29 protein-coding genes are annotated in these 19,173 nt (G+C 35.1%); 27 read left to right on the plus strand and 2 right to left on the minus strand.

Annotation, left to right across the window (positions count from 1 at the left end):
* Positions 1-5: 5 nt before the first annotated feature.
* The 22 genes from rpsC to rplQ all read left to right on the plus strand — a co-directional run bounded on the left by rpsC (position 6) and on the right by rplQ (position 10,727).
* On the plus strand, positions 6-755 hold the full coding sequence (gene rpsC / locus C1638_RS13195) for a 30S ribosomal protein S3 (protein WP_109621630.1): 750 nt from the start codon (positions 6-8) through the stop codon (positions 753-755).
* A 98-nt stretch (positions 756-853) separates the two neighbouring features.
* Complete coding sequence (gene rplP, locus C1638_RS13200) at positions 854-1,279, plus strand: 50S ribosomal protein L16 (protein WP_042720939.1); 426 nt, start codon at positions 854-856, stop codon at positions 1,277-1,279.
* A gap of 12 nt (positions 1,280-1,291) precedes the next feature.
* Positions 1,292-1,477: a 50S ribosomal protein L29 gene (gene rpmC / locus C1638_RS13205; protein WP_027371716.1), complete on the plus strand. Its 186-nt coding sequence runs from the start codon at positions 1,292-1,294 to the stop codon at positions 1,475-1,477.
* A 12-nt stretch (positions 1,478-1,489) separates the two neighbouring features.
* Positions 1,490-1,744 carry a 30S ribosomal protein S17 gene (gene rpsQ, locus C1638_RS13210; protein WP_027387210.1) on the plus strand — a complete coding sequence of 85 codons (255 nt, stop codon included), beginning with the start codon at positions 1,490-1,492 and terminating at the stop codon, positions 1,742-1,744.
* Positions 1,745-1,746: 2 nt separating this feature from the next.
* Positions 1,747-2,115, plus strand: coding sequence for a 50S ribosomal protein L14 (gene rplN / locus C1638_RS13215; RefSeq protein WP_002983226.1), 369 nt, complete (start codon positions 1,747-1,749; stop codon positions 2,113-2,115).
* A 21-nt stretch (positions 2,116-2,136) separates the two neighbouring features.
* A complete protein-coding gene (gene rplX / locus C1638_RS13220; protein ID WP_109621632.1) occupies positions 2,137-2,463 on the plus strand; it encodes a 50S ribosomal protein L24 in 327 nt (108 codons plus the stop codon).
* Positions 2,464-2,476: 13 nt separating this feature from the next.
* On the plus strand, positions 2,477-3,028 hold the full coding sequence (gene rplE / locus C1638_RS13225) for a 50S ribosomal protein L5 (RefSeq protein WP_076353266.1): 552 nt from the start codon (positions 2,477-2,479) through the stop codon (positions 3,026-3,028).
* A gap of 3 nt (positions 3,029-3,031) precedes the next feature.
* Positions 3,032-3,301, plus strand: coding sequence for a 30S ribosomal protein S14 (gene rpsN / locus C1638_RS13230; protein WP_076353267.1), 270 nt, complete (start codon positions 3,032-3,034; stop codon positions 3,299-3,301).
* A gap of 144 nt (positions 3,302-3,445) precedes the next feature.
* The gene (rpsH, locus tag C1638_RS13235; RefSeq protein ID WP_076353268.1) at positions 3,446-3,844 is read left to right on the plus strand and encodes a 30S ribosomal protein S8; all 399 of its coding nucleotides are present in this window, start codon (positions 3,446-3,448) and stop codon (positions 3,842-3,844) included.
* Between the two features lie 17 nt (positions 3,845-3,861).
* Complete coding sequence (gene rplF / locus C1638_RS13240; RefSeq protein WP_109621634.1) at positions 3,862-4,407, plus strand: 50S ribosomal protein L6; 546 nt, start codon at positions 3,862-3,864, stop codon at positions 4,405-4,407.
* A gap of 15 nt (positions 4,408-4,422) precedes the next feature.
* Positions 4,423-4,776 carry a 50S ribosomal protein L18 gene (gene rplR / locus C1638_RS13245; protein WP_103231548.1) on the plus strand — a complete coding sequence of 118 codons (354 nt, stop codon included), beginning with the start codon at positions 4,423-4,425 and terminating at the stop codon, positions 4,774-4,776.
* A gap of 19 nt (positions 4,777-4,795) precedes the next feature.
* Positions 4,796-5,317 carry a 30S ribosomal protein S5 gene (gene rpsE / locus C1638_RS13250; RefSeq protein WP_045491132.1) on the plus strand — a complete coding sequence of 174 codons (522 nt, stop codon included), beginning with the start codon at positions 4,796-4,798 and terminating at the stop codon, positions 5,315-5,317.
* 10 nt (positions 5,318-5,327) lie between these two features.
* Positions 5,328-5,504 (plus strand): 50S ribosomal protein L30, encoded by a 177-nt coding sequence (gene rpmD, locus C1638_RS13255; RefSeq protein WP_029297759.1) that lies wholly within the window; start codon positions 5,328-5,330, stop codon positions 5,502-5,504.
* Positions 5,505-5,525: 21 nt separating this feature from the next.
* Positions 5,526-5,975 carry a 50S ribosomal protein L15 gene (rplO, locus tag C1638_RS13260; RefSeq protein WP_047096813.1) on the plus strand — a complete coding sequence of 150 codons (450 nt, stop codon included), beginning with the start codon at positions 5,526-5,528 and terminating at the stop codon, positions 5,973-5,975.
* 9 nt (positions 5,976-5,984) lie between these two features.
* Positions 5,985-7,364, plus strand: a complete 1,380-nt coding sequence (gene secY / locus C1638_RS13265) for a preprotein translocase subunit SecY (protein ID WP_045491124.1) — start codon at positions 5,985-5,987, stop codon at positions 7,362-7,364.
* A 3-nt stretch (positions 7,365-7,367) separates the two neighbouring features.
* Positions 7,368-7,583: a translation initiation factor IF-1 gene (gene infA / locus C1638_RS13270; protein ID WP_034684855.1), complete on the plus strand. Its 216-nt coding sequence runs from the start codon at positions 7,368-7,370 to the stop codon at positions 7,581-7,583.
* 62 nt (positions 7,584-7,645) lie between these two features.
* Complete coding sequence (gene rpmJ, locus C1638_RS13275) at positions 7,646-7,762, plus strand: 50S ribosomal protein L36 (protein WP_007839480.1); 117 nt, start codon at positions 7,646-7,648, stop codon at positions 7,760-7,762.
* A gap of 9 nt (positions 7,763-7,771) precedes the next feature.
* Positions 7,772-8,149, plus strand: coding sequence for a 30S ribosomal protein S13 (gene rpsM / locus C1638_RS13280; RefSeq protein ID WP_034738759.1), 378 nt, complete (start codon positions 7,772-7,774; stop codon positions 8,147-8,149).
* Positions 8,150-8,161: 12 nt separating this feature from the next.
* Positions 8,162-8,551 (plus strand): 30S ribosomal protein S11, encoded by a 390-nt coding sequence (gene rpsK / locus C1638_RS13285; protein ID WP_034694697.1) that lies wholly within the window; start codon positions 8,162-8,164, stop codon positions 8,549-8,551.
* Positions 8,552-8,570: 19 nt separating this feature from the next.
* Positions 8,571-9,179 (plus strand): 30S ribosomal protein S4, encoded by a 609-nt coding sequence (rpsD, locus tag C1638_RS13290; RefSeq protein ID WP_106916805.1) that lies wholly within the window; start codon positions 8,571-8,573, stop codon positions 9,177-9,179.
* A 33-nt stretch (positions 9,180-9,212) separates the two neighbouring features.
* Positions 9,213-10,208 carry a DNA-directed RNA polymerase subunit alpha gene (locus C1638_RS13295; RefSeq protein WP_076353270.1) on the plus strand — a complete coding sequence of 332 codons (996 nt, stop codon included), beginning with the start codon at positions 9,213-9,215 and terminating at the stop codon, positions 10,206-10,208.
* Positions 10,209-10,214: 6 nt separating this feature from the next.
* On the plus strand, positions 10,215-10,727 hold the full coding sequence (gene rplQ / locus C1638_RS13300) for a 50S ribosomal protein L17 (protein WP_109621636.1): 513 nt from the start codon (positions 10,215-10,217) through the stop codon (positions 10,725-10,727).
* A gap of 72 nt (positions 10,728-10,799) precedes the next feature.
* On the opposite strand, the gene C1638_RS13305 is transcribed toward rplQ, so the two are convergent.
* Positions 10,800-11,234 (minus strand): hypothetical protein, encoded by a 435-nt coding sequence (locus tag C1638_RS13305; RefSeq protein ID WP_109621638.1) that lies wholly within the window; start codon positions 11,232-11,234, stop codon positions 10,800-10,802.
* A 280-nt stretch (positions 11,235-11,514) separates the two neighbouring features.
* On the opposite strand from C1638_RS13305, the gene eno reads away from it, so the two are divergent.
* From eno to C1638_RS13325, 4 genes are all read left to right on the plus strand, one after another.
* Positions 11,515-12,807, plus strand: a complete 1,293-nt coding sequence (gene eno / locus C1638_RS13310; RefSeq protein WP_076353272.1) for a phosphopyruvate hydratase — start codon at positions 11,515-11,517, stop codon at positions 12,805-12,807.
* Positions 12,808-12,888: 81 nt separating this feature from the next.
* Positions 12,889-14,175: a citrate synthase gene (locus C1638_RS13315; RefSeq protein WP_109621640.1), complete on the plus strand. Its 1,287-nt coding sequence runs from the start codon at positions 12,889-12,891 to the stop codon at positions 14,173-14,175.
* Between the two features lie 271 nt (positions 14,176-14,446).
* Entirely contained in the window at positions 14,447-15,508 is a 1,062-nt protein-coding gene (locus C1638_RS13320) for a helix-turn-helix domain-containing protein (protein WP_109621642.1), read from the plus strand.
* An 80-nt stretch (positions 15,509-15,588) separates the two neighbouring features.
* Positions 15,589-17,757 carry a TonB-dependent receptor domain-containing protein gene (locus tag C1638_RS13325; RefSeq protein ID WP_109621644.1) on the plus strand — a complete coding sequence of 723 codons (2,169 nt, stop codon included), beginning with the start codon at positions 15,589-15,591 and terminating at the stop codon, positions 17,755-17,757.
* A gap of 33 nt (positions 17,758-17,790) precedes the next feature.
* Here the strand turns inward: C1638_RS13325 and C1638_RS22370 are convergent, their stop codons facing one another.
* Complete coding sequence (locus C1638_RS22370) at positions 17,791-17,952, minus strand: hypothetical protein (protein WP_165826535.1); 162 nt, start codon at positions 17,950-17,952, stop codon at positions 17,791-17,793.
* Positions 17,953-18,242: 290 nt separating this feature from the next.
* Here C1638_RS22370 and C1638_RS13330 point away from each other — a divergent pair, with 290 nt between their 5' ends.
* Positions 18,243-19,157 carry a dimethylarginine dimethylaminohydrolase family protein gene (locus tag C1638_RS13330; protein ID WP_076353276.1) on the plus strand — a complete coding sequence of 305 codons (915 nt, stop codon included), beginning with the start codon at positions 18,243-18,245 and terminating at the stop codon, positions 19,155-19,157.
* Positions 19,158-19,173: the final 16 nt, after the last annotated feature.

The raw sequence follows: 19,173 nt of genomic DNA on the forward strand, positions 1-19,173 counted from the left end.
AAGGTATGGGACAGAAGACAAATCCAATTGGTAATAGATTAGGTATCATCAGAGGATGGGATTCTAACTGGTTTGGTGGAAACGATTATGGTGACAGAATCGCTGAAGACTACAAAATCAGAAGATACCTTGAGGCTAGATTATCTAAAGGTGGTATTTCAAAAATTTATATTGAAAGAACATTAAAATTAGTAACAGTTACAATCACTACTGCTAGACCGGGACTTATCATCGGTAAAGGAGGTCAGGAAGTTGATAAATTGAAAGAAGAATTGAAGAAACTTACAGGTAAGGATATTCAAATCAATATTTTCGAAATCAAAAGACCTGAATTAGATGCTGTACTAGTTGCTGATAGTATTTCTAAGCAAATTGAAAACAGAATTTCTTACAGAAGAGCTGTTAAGATGGCAATTGCAAGTACTATGAGAATGGGTGCTGAAGGGATCAAAGTTCAAATCTCTGGTAGATTGAACGGAGCTGAAATGGCAAGATCAGAATCTTTCAAAGACGGAAGAATTCCATTGTCTACTTTCAGAGCTGATATTGATTACCACTGGGCAGAAGCTCACACTACTTACGGTAGATTAGGTGTAAAAGTTTGGATTATGAAAGGTGAAGTTTATGGTAAAAGAGAACTTTCCCCATTAGTAGGACAACAGAAAAAAGGAGGTCAGTCAGATAGAGGAAACAGAGGAGGAGACAGAGACAACAGAAGACCTAGAAAAAACAACAACAATAACAATAATAATTAAAATTTTAGATTAGAAATTTTGAATTTTAAATTACCGTTACTTTTTTAAAATTAAAAAAAATCTAAAATCTAAAATCTAAAATCTAAAATTTAGAAATTATGTTACAACCAAAAAGAACCAAATTCCGTAGAGTTCACAAGATGAAGATGAAGGGGAATGCCCAAAGAGGTAGTCAACTTGCTTACGGAACTTTTGGGATCAAAGCTACGGAAGGAGCTTGGATCACTGCAAGACAAATTGAAGCAGCTCGTATTGCTGCGACAAGATATATGAAGAGAGAAGGTCAACTATGGATCAAAATCTTCCCAGATAAGCCAATTACTAAGAAACCAGCCGAAGTAAGGATGGGTAAAGGTAAGGGTGCTGTTGAATACTGGGTAGCTGTAGTAAAACCAGGTAAAATTATGTTCGAAATCGGAGGTGTACCTTACGAAATCGCTAAGGAAGCTTTAAGACTTGCTGCACAAAAATTACCAGTAGTTACTAAATTCATCGTTGCTAACGATTTTGTTAAACCTCTATAATCTTTGAATACAATGAAAAATGCTGATATTAAAAATTTAAGCGCGGGTGATATTCAAGCTCAATTAACTGAAGCAAAAGCTCAATATTCTAAATTGAAATTGGCTCATGCAATCAGCCCAATTGAAAACCCGATTCAAATCAAAGATTTGAGAAGAACAATCGCAAGACTAAACACTGAGTTAACTAACAAACAATAATTTCATTTTACAATGGATAGAAATTTAAGAAAAGAAAGAATCGGAGTGGTTTCCAGCAATAAAATGGAAAAAACTATTGTTGTTAGTGAAACTACAAGAGTAAAGCACCCGATGTACGGTAAATTCGTTTTGAAAACGAAAAAATATACTGCACACGACGAGAACAACGAATGCACAGAAGGTGATACAGTTCTTATCCAAGAAACTAGACCTATGAGCAAGAGCAAGAGATGGAGATTAGTAAGAATCATTGAAAAAGCTAAGTAATAATGTTACAAACAGAATCAAGATTAAAAGTTGCTGATAACACAGGTGCAAAAGAAGTACTAGTTATCAGAGTTCTGGGAGGAACCAGAAGAAGATATGCTTCAGTTGGTGATAAAATCGTTGTTACTATCAAGGATTCTACACCATCAGGAAACGCTAAAAAAGGTCAGGTATCTAAAGCTGTAGTAGTAAGAACTAAAAAAGCAGTAAGAAGAAAAGATGGTTCATACATCAAATTCGACGACAATGCTTGTGTATTACTAAACGCAGCGGGAGAAATGAGAGGAACTCGTGTTTTCGGACCAGTTGCTCGTGAGTTGAGAGATAAAGAATATATGAAAATCATTTCATTAGCTCCTGAAGTACTTTAATTTTTAAAATTTTTAAAAGAAATGTCAAAGTTAAAAATAAAAAGAGGAGATAACGTAATCATTACTACTGGTAAGAAAGATATCAAAGGTAAGACTGGTGAAGTTATTGAAGTGATTAAGAAAGAAGGGAAAGACCCTAGAGTAATTGTTGCAGGACTTAACATCATTAAGAAACACGTTAAGCCTTCAGCTTCAAATCCTCAAGGAGGAATTACTGAAAAGGAAGCTTCTATTCATATCTCAAACGTAGCTTTAGTTGGTAAAGACGGAAAAGCTATCAAAATCGGTTACAAAATCGAAGGAGATACGAAAGTAAGAATCAACAAAAAAACGGGTGAAACTTTATAATTTGAATTAACACATGGAATTTATAGCAAGACCCAAAAAAATATACAAAGAGCAAATTGTTCCTGCAATGATGGAAGAATTTGGGTACAAGTCAATCATGCAAGTACCTAGATTAGAGAAAATCGTTATTTCGCAAGGTTTAGGAGATGCTACTGCAGATAAGAAAATTATTGATTATGCTGTAGAAGAATTGACAAACATTACAGGTCAGAAAGCAGTAGGTACAATCTCTAAGAAAGATGAAGCTGCATTCAAACTTAGAAAAGGAATGCCTGTAGGAGCAAAAGTAACATTGAGAGCTCAGAGAATGTATGAGTTCTTAGACAGACTTACTTCTTCTGCTTTACCACGTATCAGAGATTTCTCTGGTATCAAAGCAGATGGTTTCGATGGTAGAGGTAACTACAACTTAGGTATTACTGAGCAAATTATCTTCCCTGAAATCGTAATTGACAAAGTGAAAAAAATCCAAGGGATGGACATCACTTTCGTTACAACTGCGAAGACAGATAAAGAAGCTAAAGCATTATTAACTCACTTCGGTTTACCATTTAAAAAGAACTAAGAAATGGCTAAAGAATCAATGAAAGCGCGTGAGCGCAAAAGAGAAGCACTTGTTGCTAAATACGCTGACAAAAGAAAAGCTTTAAAAGAAGCAGGTGATTACGAAGGACTTCAAAAATTACCTAAAAATGCTTCTCCTGTAAGATTACACAACAGATGTAAACTAACAGGTAGACCAAGAGGATACATGAGAACGTTTGGACTTTCCAGAGTAACTTTCAGAGAAATGGCAAACAACGGTCTTATCCCAGGTGTAAGAAAAGCTAGTTGGTAACAATTACAAATTAATCCGGACGATTAAGTTGTTCAGATACTAAAGATAAAAATATCAGACCTAAGAATTTCTGAAGTCTGATATTTTATTCTTCAAGTCTTTACAAAACTAGTTGTCTATAACCAATAATTTTATAAAAGAAAAATGGTAACAGATCCAATTTCAGATTTCCTAACAAGAGTAAGGAACGCACAAAGCGCAGGCCACAAAGTGGTGGAAATTCCTGCATCGAAAATCAAAAAGGAGATTACTAAGATCTTATTTGATCAAGGGTATATCTTAAACTACAAGTTTGAAGATAACGCTGTTCAAGGAGTGATCAAAATCGCTTTAAAGTACGACAAGCAAACTAGCAAACCTGCTATCAAGTCTATTCAAAGAGCTTCTAGACCAGGTTTGAGACAGTACAAAGGTTCTACTGAACTTCCAAGAGTACTAAACGGTTTGGGTATTTCTATCATCTCTACTTCTAAAGGAGTAATGACTGACAAGAAAGCTAGAGAAGAGAAAGTAGGCGGTGAAGTAATCTGCTATGTTTATTAATTTTTAATCAGAGGAAAATGTCAAGAATTGGTAAAGCAATTATAACAATTCCAGCTGGAGTTACAGTCACTGAAAATAACGGTGTAGTAACAGTAAAAGGAGCTAAAGGAGAACTTTCTCAGGAGCTTACAGCAGGAATTACTTTAGAACAGAAAGATGGTGAACTTAACGTAAACAGACCATCTGATTCTAAACAACACAAAGCGCTTCACGGTTTATACAGAGCGTTGATCGCCAACATGATCGTAGGTGTATCAGAAGGTTTCGAAAAGAAACTAGAACTAGTAGGGGTAGGATACAGAGCTTCTCACACAGGTCAAAAACTTGAGTTAGCTTTAGGATTCTCTCACGGTATCGTATTAGAACTTCCAGGTGAAGTGAAAATTGATACATTGACTGAAAAAGGTAAAAACCCAATTATTACTTTAGCGTCTCACGACAAGCAACTTCTAGGAATGGTTACTGCAAAGATCCGTTCTTTCAGAAAGCCTGAGCCATACAAAGGAAAAGGTGTAAGATTCGTAGGAGAAATTGTTAGACGTAAAGCTGGTAAATCTGCTTAATAAATTATAAGTATTATGGCATTAAGTAAATTAGAAAAAAGAATAAGAATCAAAAGAAGAGTAAGAGGGAAAATCTCTGGATCTTCTGAATTGCCAAGATTATCTGTATACAAAAGTAATAAGGAAATTTACGCTCAGTTAATCGATGATAAAAATGGTAAAACTTTAGCATCAGCTTCTTCTAGAGAGAAAGGTGTAGACGCTAAAGGTACTAAGACTGAAATTTCTGCTGCTGTTGGTAAAGCTATTGCTGCTAAAGCTATCGCTGCAGGAATCGGAAGTATTGTATTTGACAGAAACGGTTTCGTTTACCACGGTAGAGTAAAAGCTCTAGCTGATGGTGCGAGAGAAGGTGGACTTAAATTCTAATCATTAAATTTCGGAAAATATGTTAGGACTAGATAATATAGAAAGAGTAAAACCGGGAGGATTAGAATTAAAAGATCGTCTCGTAGCTGTTAACAGAGTAACAAAAGTAACTAAAGGGGGTAGAGCTTTCGGATTTTCTGCTATTGTTGTAGTAGGTAATGAAGAAGGTATTATTGGTTTCGGTTTAGGAAAATCTAAAGAAGTTGCTTCTGCAATTGCTAAAGCAGTTGAAGACGCTAAGAAAAACCTTGTGAAAGTTCCTGTAATGAACCACACTATTCCTCACCAAACTACTGCTAGATACGGTGGTGCAGATATCTTCTTAAGACCTGCTTCTCACGGTACAGGACTTATCGCCGGTGGTGCGGTAAGAGCAGTATTGGAATCAGCTGGTATTCACGATATCCTTTCAAAATCTAAAGGATCTTCTAACCCTCACAACGTGGTGAAAGCTACTTTCAAAGCGTTATTGGATATCAGAAGACCTGAAGAGATCGCTAGAATGAGAGGAGTTTCTCTAAGTAAAGTGTTTAACGGTTAATAATAAAACAATGGCAACAATTAAAGTAAAACAAGTAAGAAGCGCTATTGGTAGAACAAAAACCCAAAAGAGAACGCTTGAAGCATTAGGATTAAAAAAACTTCACCAAGTTGTAGAACATGAAGCGACTCCTTCTATCTTAGGAATGATCGCTGCAGTAAGCCACTTACTTGAAGTTCAAAAATAATTTTATAAAAGAGAAATTAAAATGAATTTAAATAATATACAACCTGCTGCAGGATCTACTTTCAACTCAAAGAGAATTGGTAGAGGTCAAGGTAGCGGAAAAGGAGGTACTTCAACAAAAGGACACAAAGGTCAGAAAGCTAGAGCTGGTTATTCTCAGAAAATCGGTTTCGAAGGTGGACAGATGCCTTTACAAAGAAGATTACCTAAATTCGGATTCAAAAACGTAAACAGAAAAGAGTTTAGAGGAGTTAACCTTGATACTATTCAAACTTTAATCGAGAACAAATCCATCACTGGAGAGATCACGAAAGAAGTTTTAGTAGCGAACGGGATAGTTTCTAAAAACGAATTAGTGAAAATTATGGGTAGAGGAGAATTGAAATCTGCGGTTTCAATCTCTGCTGACAAGTTCACTAAATCTGCTGAAGAGCTTATTGCTAAGGCAGGTGGAAAAGCAATTACCTTATAATACTTACTAATGAAAGAATTTATACAAACACTTAAAAATATATGGAGCCTAAAGGAGTTAAGAGATAAAATTCTCTTTACGTTAGGTATTATCCTTGTGTATAGATTCGCATCTTATATCTCACTTCCCGCAATTAATCTTGCAGAGGTGGGAGATCTCTTAGAGCATTATAAAAATCAAGGCGGTAACAAGCAAGGAGCAGGTCTCCTTGGCTTGCTTTCGTCGTTTACGGGGGGAGCTTTCAGCCACGCTTCCGTAATGGCGTTGGGTATCATGCCTTATATTTCTGCTTCTATTATTGTTCAGTTGATGGGGATGGCTATTCCTTATCTTCAGAAGCTTCAGAAAGATGGAGAGTCAGGTAGAAATACATTGAACCAAATTACAAGATGGTTAACGATTGGAGTTTGTCTGGTACAGGCACCTTCTTACTTAACTTCTATTACTCAATTATTCTTACCGTATGCTCAGTTCCAATCTGCATATTTTGTAGAACCAAATTCAATCATGTTCTGGTTACCAAGTATTGTTATCTTGGTAGGTGGTTCAGTATTCGCAATGTGGTTAGGTGAAAAGATTACCGATAAGGGAATCGGAAATGGTATCTCTATCCTTATTATGGTGGGGATCCTTTCAAGATTACCTGAGGCATTCGTACAGGAGATGGCCGTGCAGAACGGAAAAGGAGGAATGGGATCTATCATGATCCTTATTGAAGTATTATTCTGGATGTTAGTTGTTCTTTTAGCCGTGATTTTATCAGTGGCTGTTAGAAAAATTCCAATTCAGTATGTAAGCAGAGCTCAAGCAAGAGGAGGTGTAAACAAAAATCTTATGCAGGGAGCAAGACAATGGATTCCATTGAAAGTAAATGCTGCTGGTGTAATGCCGATTATCTTTGCTCAGGCATTGATGTTCGTACCAGGATTATTAACAAAATTCGATGAATCTAATACCTTTCTTGCAGGTTTCAAAAATGTTTTTAGCTGGCAATACAATGTATTGTTTGCGCTATTAATTATTATCTTCTCATTTTTCTATACTGCAATTACAATTCCGGTAAACCAAATGGCTGATGACTTGAAGAGAAATGGAGGTTTAGTACCAAAAGTAAGACCCGGAAAAGAGACCGCTGATTATTTAGATGATATTTTATCAAAAATTACCTTGCCAGGTGCAATTTTTTTATCTATCTTTGCAGTCCTTCCTGCAATTGTGCATGGAAGCTTTGTTCAGACAGATGCGTTTGCCTTGTTTTTCGGGGGAACGTCGCTATTAATCATGGTGGGTGTAATTTTAGATACAGTTCAACAGATTAATACATATCTGCTGAACCATCATTATGATGGCTTAATGCAGTCTAAATTATCAAGAACGACTGGATATTAATTTATGGCGAAACAAAAACATATCGAACAAGACGGCGTTATCACGGAAGCACTTTCGAACGCCCAGTTCCGTGTAGAGCTGGAGAATGGGCATATACTTATCGCTCATATTTCCGGTAAAATGAGAATGCATTATATTAAACTTTTACCTGGTGATAAGGTGAAATTAGAAATGTCTCCCTATGATTTAACAAAAGGGAGAATCACATTTAGATACTAAACAATTAGCCAAATGGAATGCACATTCCATTTGGCATTTGTTAAAAAATAAATACTATCAAAATGAAAGTAAGAGCATCAATTAAAAAAAGAAGCGCTGATTGCAAAATTGTACGCAGAAAAGGTGTACTGTTCGTAATCAACAAGAAGAACCCAAAATTTAAACAAAGACAAGGTTAACATTAAATTATGGCGAGAATTGCAGGTATTGATTTACCAAAAAACAAAAGAGGTGTTATCGGTTTAACTTACATCTATGGAGTAGGAAGAAATACTTCTTCTGAAATCCTTAAAGCTGCCGGTATCAGCGAAGACAAGAAAGTCAACGAATGGAATGACGATGAATTGGCTGCAATCAGAACATATATCTCTGAAAACGTAAAAGTAGAAGGAGAATTAAGATCTGAAGTGCAATTGAACATCAAGAGATTGATGGACATAGGATGCCAACGAGGAATACGTCACAGACTAGGATTACCTTTAAGAGGCCAGAGAACGAAAAACAACTCTAGAACCCGAAAAGGAAAGAGAAAAACTGTTGCTAACAAGAAAAAAGCTAGTAAATAATCGTTAGGAATTATGGCAAAACAAACTAAAGTAGTTAAAAAAAGAAAAGTAAAAGTTGAAGCTATTGGTGAAGCACATATTCAAGCTTCTTTCAATAACATCATCATTTCTTTAACAAATAAAAACGGAGAGGTTATCTCTTGGGCTTCTGCCGGTAAAATGGGTTTCAGAGGTTCTAAAAAGAATACTCCATTTGCTGCTCAAATGGCAGCTGAAAATTGCTCTGCTGTAGCTCACGAAGCTGGTTTAAGAAGAGTAAAGGTGTTTGTAAAAGGTCCAGGTGCAGGTAGAGAATCTGCTATCAGATCTATTCACAATTCAGGTATTGAAGTAAGTGAAATCGTTGATGTGACTCCTATGCCACACAACGGATGTAGACCACCAAAAAGAAGAAGAGTTTAATTTTTAGAATTTACCCATTATGGCAAGATATATTGGACCTAAAACTAAGATTGCTAGAAAGTTTGGTGCTGCAATCTACGGAGATGATAAAAACTTCGAAAAGAGAAAAAACCAACCGCCAGGACAACACGGTCCTAACAAGAGAAGAGGTGCTAAAAAATCAGAATATGCAGTTCAGTTAGCTGAAAAACAAAAAGCTAAATATACTTATGGTATTTTAGAAAGACAGTTTGCTAACTTATTTGAAAAAGCACACAGAAGTAAAGGGGTAACAGGGGAAGTTCTATTACAACTTTGTGAATCAAGATTGGATAACGTTGTATATAGATTAGGTTTTGCTAAAACTAGATCTGGTGCAAGACAATTGGTTTCTCACAGACACATCACTGTGAACGGAGAAATCCTTAACATCCCTTCTTATTTGGTAAAAGCTGGTGATATAATCACTGTAAGAGAAAAGTCTAAGTCTCTTGAGGTTGTTACCAACGCATTGGCTTCTAAGTCAAACTATGAGTGGTTACAATTCAACGATGAGAAGAAAGAAGGTACTTTCATTTCTGCTCCTGAAAGAATCCAAATTCCGGAGGACATTAAGGAGAACCTTATCGTCGAACTTTACTCTAAATAATTTTTTAATCAAATTTTTGCTCAACCCAATAATATGGCAATTTTACAATTCATAAAACCCGATAAAGTAATTTTACTTAACTCTGATGAATTTAAAGGTCAATTCGAATTCAGACCTTTAGAACCAGGTTTCGGGCTTACAATCGGTAATGCTTTGAGAAGAGTGTTGCTTTCTTCTCTGGAAGGATACGCTATTTCATCTATCAAAATAGAAGGTGTAGAGCACGAATTTTCAACTATTCCAGGAGTAATCGAAGACGTTACCGAAATTATTCTTAACCTTAAGCAGGTTAGATTAAAAGCTTCAGCAGAAGGCCAGGCTAACGAGCAGGTTGTTGCTAAAGTTTCAGGTCAAACGATTATTACTGCTGGTGATTTAGGAAAATCGATCAACGGATTTGAGGTCTTAAACCCGGATTTAGTGATTTGTAACCTAAATAGTGATGTAACTTTCGAAATTACTTTCAATATTGAAAAAGGTAGAGGGTATGTTCCTTCGGAACAAAATAAGTCTAACAATGCACCTGTAGGTACTATTGCTATTGACTCTATTTTTACGCCGATCAAGAAAGTACAATACAGCATTGAAAATTATCGTGTAGAGCAAAAAACAGACTACGAAAAACTTGTATTAGATATAGAAACTGATGGGTCTATTAGCCCTCAGAACGCTTTAACAGAAGCTTCTAAGATATTAATTTATCACTTCATGTTATTCTCTGATGAGAGAATAACGCTTGAAACTGAAGCTGTAAAAGCATCTATCCAATACGATGAAGAGACACTTCACACAAGACAACTTCTTAAGTCTAAATTAGCAGATATGGATCTTTCAGTAAGAGCCCTTAACTGTCTAAAAGCAGCTGAAGTAGAAACTCTTGGAGAACTTGTTTCTTACAGTAAGTCTGATTTGATGAAATTCAGAAATTTTGGTAAAAAATCTTTGACAGAACTAGAAGAATTAGTGCATTCAAAAGGTCTTAACTTCGGTTTCGACGTTGCAAAATATAAGTTAGACGCTGATAAATAATTAATAATGAGACACGGTAAAAAATTCAATCACTTAGGAAGAACAGCTTCTCACAGAAGTGCTTTACTTTCTAATATGGCTTGTTCTCTAATTGAGCATAAAAGAATCAACACTACTGTAGCTAAAGCAAAAGCTTTAAGAGTATATGTTGAGCCTCTATTAACAAAAGCAAAAGAAGATACTACACATAACAGAAGAGTAGTATTCTCTTACCTTCAAAATAAATTTGCGGTTGCTGAATTATTCAGAACTGTAGCTCCAAAAATCGCTGAAAGAAACGGTGGTTATACAAGAATCATTAAGACAGGTTTCAGACCAGGTGATGCTGCTGATATGGCTCTTATCGAATTGGTAGATTTCAACGAGCTTTACAACCCTAATGCTGAAGAGAAAAAAGTTACAAGAAGAAGCAGAAGATCTACGCCAGCTAAAGCAACAGTTGTTGCTGATGCTCCAGCAGTAGAAGAAAAAGTAGAAGAAGCTAAAGCTGACACTACTGAAGAAAAAACTGAAGAATAATATTCATTCAGATATAAAATGAAAACCATCCAGAATCTGGATGGTTTTTTGTTTTTAGAGATAACCAGTTTTTTATATTTTCGTTCTTTTCAGTTCAATAATATTACTTCCTTGCTCAAGATGAAGGCTGTCTCCTTTTACCCTTACGGTCATATCATCTTTCTTATAGATGGTTTCCTCCCCTTTAGTTTCAGTTTTAGGAAGAGTAAATGTTTTTTTGTTGCTGGTAATAGCTACTGTACTTTCCTTTGGGTCATTCTTAAATATAACCTTTACCAAGGTTCCGTCCGTAGCTTTATAAACAAAATCTGTTTTTTCAATTTTCTTTCCGTTTACATCTAGTGTTGATGAGCTTTGTGTTACAGAATCAATTTTTCCATTGTTATCAGTAACCAATGTTTCCGAGCTATCTGTTTTAATTACACTTTTGTTTCCGCTTTCACTTTTTTTGCAGCTTGTAAGTAGTAGGGCAGAAGCTGAAACTGCTATTAAAAGTCCTTTTTTCATAATGGTTATTTTTTATGTATCGAATATTGGTTTTTATTCCTATAATGAAGAATTTAATTATTTTAATGAAATCAAAAAGTAAACCAACAACGTTAATTTTACATTTAAAAATTACATGAAAACGAAAGGATACCTGTAATTTTTTATATTGAATCTTTACGCAATTGGAATTTACAAAATTAACGAAAATTTAACTCTGAATTTGTCCTAAAAGATCGATGCGAAATGCCCCTTTAAAGTTTATTTTTGATTAAATTTGTGTAAACTAAAAAAATAAAAAATGAGTGCAATTTCTTACATAGAAGCAAGACAAATTTTAGATTCCAGAGGTAATCCTACCATTGAAGTAGATGTATTTACAGAAAGTGGAGCAATGGGGCGTGCAGCTGTACCTTCAGGAGCATCTACCGGAGAACACGAAGCTGTGGAACTACGTGACGGTGGTTCAGAATATCAAGGAAAAGGAGTTCTGAAAGCTGTTGAAAATGTAAAAGAAATAATTGCTGAAAATTTAGTTGGACAGCCGGTTTTTGAACAAAACTATATCGATCAGATCATGATTGATCTTGATGGGACGGCTAACAAGGGTAATCTTGGTGCTAATGCAATTCTTGGTGTTTCTTTAGCAGTAGCAAAAGCTGCAGCTGCAGAATTAGGAATGCCTTTATATAAATATGTAGGTGGTGTAAATGCAAATACACTTCCTGTTCCTATGATGAATGTAATTAATGGAGGTTCTCACTCTGACGCGCCTATTGCATTCCAGGAATTTATGATCATGCCGGTAAAAGCAGATTCTTTTTCTCATGCTTTGAGAAAAGGGACTGAGATTTTCCACAACCTAAAGTCAATCCTTAAAGGAAGAGGTCTTTCTACTGCTGTAGGAGATGAGGGAGGTTTTGCTCCAACATTCAATGGAACTGAAGATGCTTTGGATACTTTACTTCAGGCTATTGAAAAGGCGGGTTATAAGCCAGGTGATGATATCATGTTGGCATTAGATTGTGCTGCTTCAGAATTCTATAAAGATGGAACTTATGATTACAGAAAATTTGAGGGTGATAAAGGAGCTCACAGATCAAGAGAAGAGCAGGTTTCTTACCTTGCAGAACTAGCTGCTAAATATCCTATCATCTCTATTGAAGATGGTATGCAGGAAGATGACTGGGAAGGTTGGAAAATGTTAACTGATAAAATCGGTGACAGAGTACAATTGGTAGGTGACGATTTATTCGTAACTAATGTTGACAGATTATCAAGAGGAGTAAAAGAAGGTATTGCTAATTCAATCCTTGTAAAAGTAAACCAAATTGGTTCTCTTTCTGAAACAATGGCAGCAGTACAAATGGCTCAGAACAATAAATTCACTTCAGTAATGTCTCACAGATCAGGAGAAACTGAAGATGCTACAATTGCTGATTTAGCAGTAGCTATGAACTGTGGACAGATCAAAACAGGTTCGGCTTCAAGATCAGACAGAATGGCGAAATACAACCAGTTGTTGAGAATTGAAGAAGCACTAGGTGAAACTGCAATTTTCCCAGGTTTAGAAGCATTTAAAATTAAAAGATAATTGAATTTATAAATAACGGCAAGCGATAATTTTTGTTTGCCGTATTTTATGGAAAGTAGTATATTTAAAAAAAAATAAATAATGTCAGACAACAAAGTAATATTGAATTACGACGGTAATTCATATGAATATCCTATCGTGGATAGTACTATCGGAGACAGAGGGATTGATATTTCAAAATTAAGAGACCAGACAGGTTTAATCACTCTGGATTTAGGTTACAAAAATACTGGAGCTACTATTAGCGACATCACTTACTTAGACGGAGATAAAGGAGAATTATTCTACAGAGGTTATCCAATCGAGCAGATTGCTGAGAAATCTAACTTCACAGAAGTAATGTATCTTTTATTACATGGAGAATTGCCTACTCAGGATCAATTTACTTCTTTCGACAACAACATTAAAAAATATAACTTCATCGCAGATGAGATGAAAAAGATCATTGATGTTTTTCCTCGTTCTGCTCACCCTATGGGAGTTTTATCTTCTATGACTTCTGCTTTGACAGCTTTCAACCCGAAAGCAGTTAATGTAAACTCTAAAGAAGAAATGGATCATGCTGCTGAGCTAATGATCGCTAAGTTCTCTCACCTTTGTGCTTGGACTTACAGAAAAACTCAAGGTTTACCATTAAACCATGGAGATAACAACCTAAACTACGTAGAGAACTTCTACAAAATGGCATTCAGATTACCAAATGCTGATTTTGAAATAGATCCAATTGTTGTAGGTGCTTTAGATAAATTATTAATCCTTCACGCTGACCACGAGCAAAACTGTTCTACTTCTACAGTAAGAATGGTAGGTTCTGCACATACAGGTCTTTTTGCTTCTGTTTCTGCTGGGGTATCTGCACTTTGGGGACCTCTTCACGGTGGAGCTAACCAAGCAGTAATCGAAATGCTTGAGCTAATCGAAAAAGATGGTGGTGATGTATCTAAATATGTTGCTAAAGCTAAAGATAAAAACGATAGCTTCCGTCTAATGGGATTCGGACACAGAGTTTACAAAAACTTCGACCCAAGAGCAAAAATCATCAAAAAAGCTGCTGACGATATCCTTACTGCATTAGGTATTCAGGATAAAGCTCTTGACATTGCAATGCAGTTAGAAAGAGTAGCACTTGAGGATGAGTACTTCATTGAAAGAAAACTATATCCAAACGTAGACTTCTATTCAGGTATCATCTACAGAGCATTAGGAATTCCTACAGAAATGTTCACTGTAATGTTTGCATTAGGAAGACTTCCGGGATGGATTTCTCAGTGGAAAGAAATGAGATTGAAAGGAGACCCAATCGGAAGACCAAGACAGGTTTACCAAGGTGCTCAAGAAAGAAACTACATCAATATTACAAACAGATAATTTCGGTTTCTATAATAAAAAAATCCCAAAGCTTGCTTTGGGATTTTTTTATTGATGTTGATGACAAAATTTTATTTTTGATGAAATGTATATATGTCTGATATTAAATAAATTATTAAATTTACTTTTGCAAAATATAGGTTTCAAATAAAGCCAGATGATGGATGTTTATTGATGAAGTGGTTTAAAGGTCATTGTTATTGATCAGGCACTAGTGTAGTTTTTGAAGCCATTTGAGCAACTTTTTGTTTAATATAAAAAATAATAGGTAATGACTTTCGGGCAACAGATGCTATTTTTCTTCAGTGCGGTGGGAGCTTTCAATGGGCTTTTGCTTGGGATTTATCTGTTATTTATTAGGAAACTGAAAAACATTCCAGATTTTTTTCTGGGGATTCTTCTCCTTATGCTAAGCTTACGAGTAGGAATTTCTGTGTGTATTTATTTTTATCCGGATTTACCCAGGATTATCCAGCACTTGGGAATGCCTGCATTATTTTTTACAGGACCTGCATTATACTATTACGTTAAATCTTCCTTTCAGAATAATCAGTTTGATTTGAAGAACTGCCGGAAAATATTAGGAATACTAACTCTTATTTTGGGCGTTGTCGGATTACTGTATTTATTCTTTCCTATTACTTGGGATCATTATTTTGGGAGTTTTATTTATATTTCTTGGTCGATATTTGTATTTCTTACCGTATATCAATACTACATTTTTTCAAAACAGAATATTAAAAGCTCCAATAAATTTGTTCTTCCGGTTCTCGTGAGCAATATTATTATATTTTTAACCTACCAGCTGATTGCTACAGGTTGGGTACAGATTTATTGTGCCGGAGGAAGTTTGGTATTTTCATTCGTTCTATATGCTAATTTTTTAATTTTCTTCAATAAAAAGCATCAGGAAATATCAGCAAAAGATGTTCACAAATATTCTAATAAAAAGATTTCAGAAAAGCAGGCTGATAGTTTTGTAACTAAGCTTGAAAAGTTAATGCATTCCGAAGAAATTTATAAAAATCCAAATTTGAAATTGAACGATCTTGCTTTTAAAATGAATATCTCTGCTCATCAGCTTTCCCAACTTCTGAATGATAATTTGGGGAAAAGCTTTTCCATTTATATTAATGAATATAGAATACAGGAAGCATGCGAAAAAATAGATAATGGTTCCTATTTAAAGATTGAAGAGATAGGATATGAGGTAGGATTTAATTCTAAGTCTACATTTTTCTCAACATTTAAAAAAATTAAAAATACAACCCCACTTTTGTACAGACAGTCACAAACATCGACTGAACCTAGTTTTTTGAGTTCTAATTTATAATTTCGTACTGCGGAATTTGAACTTCAAAACCTATTTTATTTGGTAAGCTAATACTTTTGGTTTCATAAAATATAAAATTTATGATCACCAAACTATGGCTACTTCTGTTGCTATTATTTATCTCATCTTTTGGAAATGCTCAGAATGTTGTAAAAGAAAAAACATCAGATTCTTTGATTGTGCGAAAGGCTATAACTACAAATATTTCAGAAGTCGTGATTCAGGCTGCACCAAGGAACTTGAAATTGAATGACGGAAATATGGTGATGGCTGTCTCTGGCAATAAAGATTTCAAAACTTCAACCAACCTTCTCGAAGTCCTTAGAAGAACTCCCGGGGTTACCATAGATCAGGAAGACGGAATCTTTATTGGTGGAAGAATAGCTCCTGCGATATTTATTGATGGAAAACCTATTGTGATGAGCACGCAGGAACTACAGGCATATTTACGGTCGTTGCCACCTGAAATGGTAGAGTCAATAGAGGTCAATACCAATCCATCTTCAAAATATGATGCAGAATTTAAAGGAATTATTGATATTAAGCTAAAAAAAAATACCAATCTTGGCTGGAGAGGAAACTATAATGGAAATCTGTATGTAAACAAGTTCAGCTCGAGAGAAAATTCTTTAAATCTAACATATAATACAGGAAAAGTTGCTTATACTTTACAGGCAGGATATAATGATGGAATTTCAACATATCGCTATAATGCATTACAACGATTAGCGAATACCAATGTCATGCGAACCACTACTCACCAGAAAGATCATGGAACTGTTTTTAGTATTCAGGGAGGAGCAGATATCAGACTGAATGATAAGAATCGGGTAGGATTAAATCTAAGAGGTAATTTCAGGGAAAATAACCGTTTGCGCTCAGGGTCATTATATACTACGGATAAAAATGAAACCCAACTTATTTTTAATACAGAAAGCGAAAACCCAATAGATTATTCCCAGAACAACTATGGTATTACGGGGGACTATTCTTTTCAAAATAAAAATTTTAAAGTGAGCTTTTTAGGAAATTATCTTTCCGTGAAAAATAAGCAACAAGATGATTTCATTAATAAGGATAAATTTTCTTCTAAATTATTGTCCTACTGGAAATCTGATATGTTTAACAAAATTGATATTTACACAGGGCAGATAGACGCCTCTCAGAAGATAGGAAATGCAGATATAGAAGCAGGCTTTAAATATAGTCATTCAGTTACCAACAATAATATCAGATATGATACCTTATCTGTGGACAACCAGTTTATATTTGATGCTACACGAAGTAATATTTTCACTTACAATGAAAAAATCATGGCGGGTTATCTGGCTTACAGACAAAAATTTGAAAAGCTTCAGATCAATGCAGGGATAAGAGTTGAAAATACACAGAGTATTTCAGACGCAGTGAGTTCTGTTGTTTCAAGAAATTATCTTGAATGGCTGCCATCTTTTAGTGCTAGCTATTCTTTTAATAAATCTAATGAATTGTCTTTTTCTTATAGCAGAAAAATAACTAGACCTGTTTTCTCACAACTTAATCCTTTTCGGTTTTATTTCAGTCCATTGAATTACTGGATAGGAAATCCGTATTTGTTGCCCTCTTTTACCACTCAGATCAAGACCGCCTACCGCTATAAAAACTGGATTACCAGCTTTACTATTGGAAAAGAAAAAGATGTTATGACCCGCTATCCTCTGTACAATCCTGAAACCAATGTCCTTGAATATCTTGGGACAAATCTTCCTTATCGAAATTTTGCTTCCCTTGAGACAAGTTTCCCTTTAAAAGTAACAAAATGGTGGAGTATCACCAGCCAGTTTGCAGGGTATTACAACTATGAGTTCAGACCTTATCTTGACGAAGTTTTTGCATTGAAAATTTATAATTATGAAATAAGAGTAAACCAGGTCTTTACTTTACCCAAAGGATATACTATTAATCTATTTACAAATTATGAATCTAAAACAGGCAACAGTCTTTATATTATCAAGCCGCGTTACACTGTAGATCTGTCTGTTCAGAAGTCATGGTTTGATAATAAACTGAATACTAAGCTTGGGTATAGTAATATTCTTAATTCTTATGATCAGCGTTTAGAATTCAGACATAAACAGATTATGGACAACAGGCTTACACATTGGTGGGACAGTAGCCGATTCTTTTTCTCATTAAGCTATAATTTTGGTAGCTCAAGATATCAGGTGAAAGAAATTCAGAAGACAGAAGAAGAGAACAGAGCCAGATAAAAAAACCTGCTTAAAAAAGCAGGTTATTTCATTTTATGGGCACATACATCTGTCACATGTCCAGATGAAACATTTTCCTGTTACCTCATCCCATTCGCAGCATCTTCTGCCAGGTATTGCTCCTCCCATTACGGATTTTTGTTGCTCTCTTCCTAGTTTTTGTGCATTTTTCAGCACTGGATTGTTCTTGTTCATGACTTTGTTTTTTGATGTTAATAGTTAAGTTTTAATACGTATAATTTCGCGAGAATTATATCACTAATATAGGAAATTAAATAATATGATTATCTGTTTTTTTGTCCTTATGTAGATGGAAAATAGTAAGTTGTAGATGTTTTTGGAGCTATTCACTACAGTTGGCTAAACAGACAAGAAAATTTTGTTGAAGGGTACTGATTTTGGAAATCAAATTTAATGCATAAAATAATCCAAAAGTTTTCTAGGTAGAGACCTTTACCTATATTTGTAGTATTGCATAAATCTTTATGAGACTAAACATTAAAAACGAAACGGGTAGGCTGAAGTCAGTAGTTCTAGGCCAGCCTAATTCATTGGGACCAGTTCCCACGCTAGAGGAAAGTTATGACGCCAAGTCATATTACTCAATCGAACACAATATATATCCTAAAGAACAGGATATCATCAATGAAATGAACGCTTTTGAAGCGGTCTTAAAAAAGTATGACGTAGAAGTACTGCGTCCAAGCATCATTGAAGACTACAATCAGGTTTTTTCAAGAGATGTAGCCTTTGTTATTGATGACAAGATGATTATTTCTAATGTAATTGCAGATAGAGCAGATGAGCAGGAAGCCTATAAAAGCGTTTTTGAAAAAGTAGCTTGGAGAAAAATCATTAACCTTCCGGAAACGGCACATATTGAGGGTGGGGACGTCATTGTATGGAATGATTTTCTCTTCATCGGAACTTGCTTCAGTGAGGATTACAGAAACTATAAAACGGCAAGAACTAATGAGTATGCCATTGAAATCTTAAAAGAATACTTTCCTAAGAAAAGAATCATTGATCTTGAATTAAAGAAAAATGATAAAATTCCGTTCGAAGGAATCCTACACCTGGATTGTACTTTCAACCCAATTGGAGAAGATAAATGTATCATTTATAAAAACGGATTTGTTGACGAAAGTGATTACCGTTTAATCATCGATATTTTCGGCGAAGAAAACTGCTTCCATATCAATGATGAGGAAATGTTTGAAATGTTCCCTAATATCTTTTCTATTTCTCCGGAAATAGTTGTTTCGGACAAAACATTTACAAGAATGAACAATCATTTAAGAAATGAATGGGGAATGACTGTAGAAGAGATCCCTTACAGAGAAATTTCTAAAATGGGAGGTTTGTTGAGATGTTCTACAATGCCGCTTGTGAGAGAATAATTAAGTTGTAGAGTAA

It is taken from the genome of Chryseobacterium oncorhynchi (assembly GCF_002899895.1).
Classification (GTDB): domain Bacteria; phylum Bacteroidota; class Bacteroidia; order Flavobacteriales; family Weeksellaceae; genus Chryseobacterium; species Chryseobacterium oncorhynchi.

Excerpts from the sequence above, each read along its gene's own strand:
- rpsC (WP_109621630.1), top strand. The coding sequence starts at position 6 with ATGGGACAGAAGACAAATCCAATTGGTAATAGATTAGGTATCATCAGA.
- rplP (WP_042720939.1), top strand. The coding sequence starts at position 854 with ATGTTACAACCAAAAAGAACCAAATTCCGTAGAGTTCACAAGATGAAG.
- rpmC (WP_027371716.1), top strand. The coding sequence starts at position 1,292 with ATGAAAAATGCTGATATTAAAAATTTAAGCGCGGGTGATATTCAAGCT.
- rpsQ (WP_027387210.1), top strand. The coding sequence starts at position 1,490 with ATGGATAGAAATTTAAGAAAAGAAAGAATCGGAGTGGTTTCCAGCAAT.
- rplN (WP_002983226.1), top strand. The coding sequence starts at position 1,747 with ATGTTACAAACAGAATCAAGATTAAAAGTTGCTGATAACACAGGTGCA.
- rplX (WP_109621632.1), top strand. The coding sequence starts at position 2,137 with ATGTCAAAGTTAAAAATAAAAAGAGGAGATAACGTAATCATTACTACT.
- rplE (WP_076353266.1), top strand. The coding sequence starts at position 2,477 with ATGGAATTTATAGCAAGACCCAAAAAAATATACAAAGAGCAAATTGTT.
- rpsN (WP_076353267.1), top strand. The coding sequence starts at position 3,032 with ATGGCTAAAGAATCAATGAAAGCGCGTGAGCGCAAAAGAGAAGCACTT.
- rpsH (WP_076353268.1), top strand. The coding sequence starts at position 3,446 with ATGGTAACAGATCCAATTTCAGATTTCCTAACAAGAGTAAGGAACGCA.
- rplF (WP_109621634.1), top strand. The coding sequence starts at position 3,862 with ATGTCAAGAATTGGTAAAGCAATTATAACAATTCCAGCTGGAGTTACA.
- rplR (WP_103231548.1), top strand. The coding sequence starts at position 4,423 with ATGGCATTAAGTAAATTAGAAAAAAGAATAAGAATCAAAAGAAGAGTA.
- rpsE (WP_045491132.1), top strand. The coding sequence starts at position 4,796 with ATGTTAGGACTAGATAATATAGAAAGAGTAAAACCGGGAGGATTAGAA.
- rpmD (WP_029297759.1), top strand. The coding sequence starts at position 5,328 with ATGGCAACAATTAAAGTAAAACAAGTAAGAAGCGCTATTGGTAGAACA.
- rplO (WP_047096813.1), top strand. The coding sequence starts at position 5,526 with ATGAATTTAAATAATATACAACCTGCTGCAGGATCTACTTTCAACTCA.
- secY (WP_045491124.1), top strand. The coding sequence starts at position 5,985 with ATGAAAGAATTTATACAAACACTTAAAAATATATGGAGCCTAAAGGAG.
- infA (WP_034684855.1), top strand. The coding sequence starts at position 7,368 with ATGGCGAAACAAAAACATATCGAACAAGACGGCGTTATCACGGAAGCA.
- rpmJ (WP_007839480.1), top strand. The coding sequence starts at position 7,646 with ATGAAAGTAAGAGCATCAATTAAAAAAAGAAGCGCTGATTGCAAAATT.
- rpsM (WP_034738759.1), top strand. The coding sequence starts at position 7,772 with ATGGCGAGAATTGCAGGTATTGATTTACCAAAAAACAAAAGAGGTGTT.
- rpsK (WP_034694697.1), top strand. The coding sequence starts at position 8,162 with ATGGCAAAACAAACTAAAGTAGTTAAAAAAAGAAAAGTAAAAGTTGAA.
- rpsD (WP_106916805.1), top strand. The coding sequence starts at position 8,571 with ATGGCAAGATATATTGGACCTAAAACTAAGATTGCTAGAAAGTTTGGT.
- C1638_RS13295 (WP_076353270.1), top strand. The coding sequence starts at position 9,213 with ATGGCAATTTTACAATTCATAAAACCCGATAAAGTAATTTTACTTAAC.
- rplQ (WP_109621636.1), top strand. The coding sequence starts at position 10,215 with ATGAGACACGGTAAAAAATTCAATCACTTAGGAAGAACAGCTTCTCAC.
- C1638_RS13305 (WP_109621638.1), bottom strand. The coding sequence starts at position 11,234 with ATGAAAAAAGGACTTTTAATAGCAGTTTCAGCTTCTGCCCTACTACTT.
- eno (WP_076353272.1), top strand. The coding sequence starts at position 11,515 with ATGAGTGCAATTTCTTACATAGAAGCAAGACAAATTTTAGATTCCAGA.
- C1638_RS13315 (WP_109621640.1), top strand. The coding sequence starts at position 12,889 with ATGTCAGACAACAAAGTAATATTGAATTACGACGGTAATTCATATGAA.
- C1638_RS13320 (WP_109621642.1), top strand. The coding sequence starts at position 14,447 with ATGACTTTCGGGCAACAGATGCTATTTTTCTTCAGTGCGGTGGGAGCT.
- C1638_RS13325 (WP_109621644.1), top strand. The coding sequence starts at position 15,589 with ATGATCACCAAACTATGGCTACTTCTGTTGCTATTATTTATCTCATCT.
- C1638_RS22370 (WP_165826535.1), bottom strand. The coding sequence starts at position 17,952 with ATGAACAAGAACAATCCAGTGCTGAAAAATGCACAAAAACTAGGAAGA.
- C1638_RS13330 (WP_076353276.1), top strand. The coding sequence starts at position 18,243 with ATGAGACTAAACATTAAAAACGAAACGGGTAGGCTGAAGTCAGTAGTT.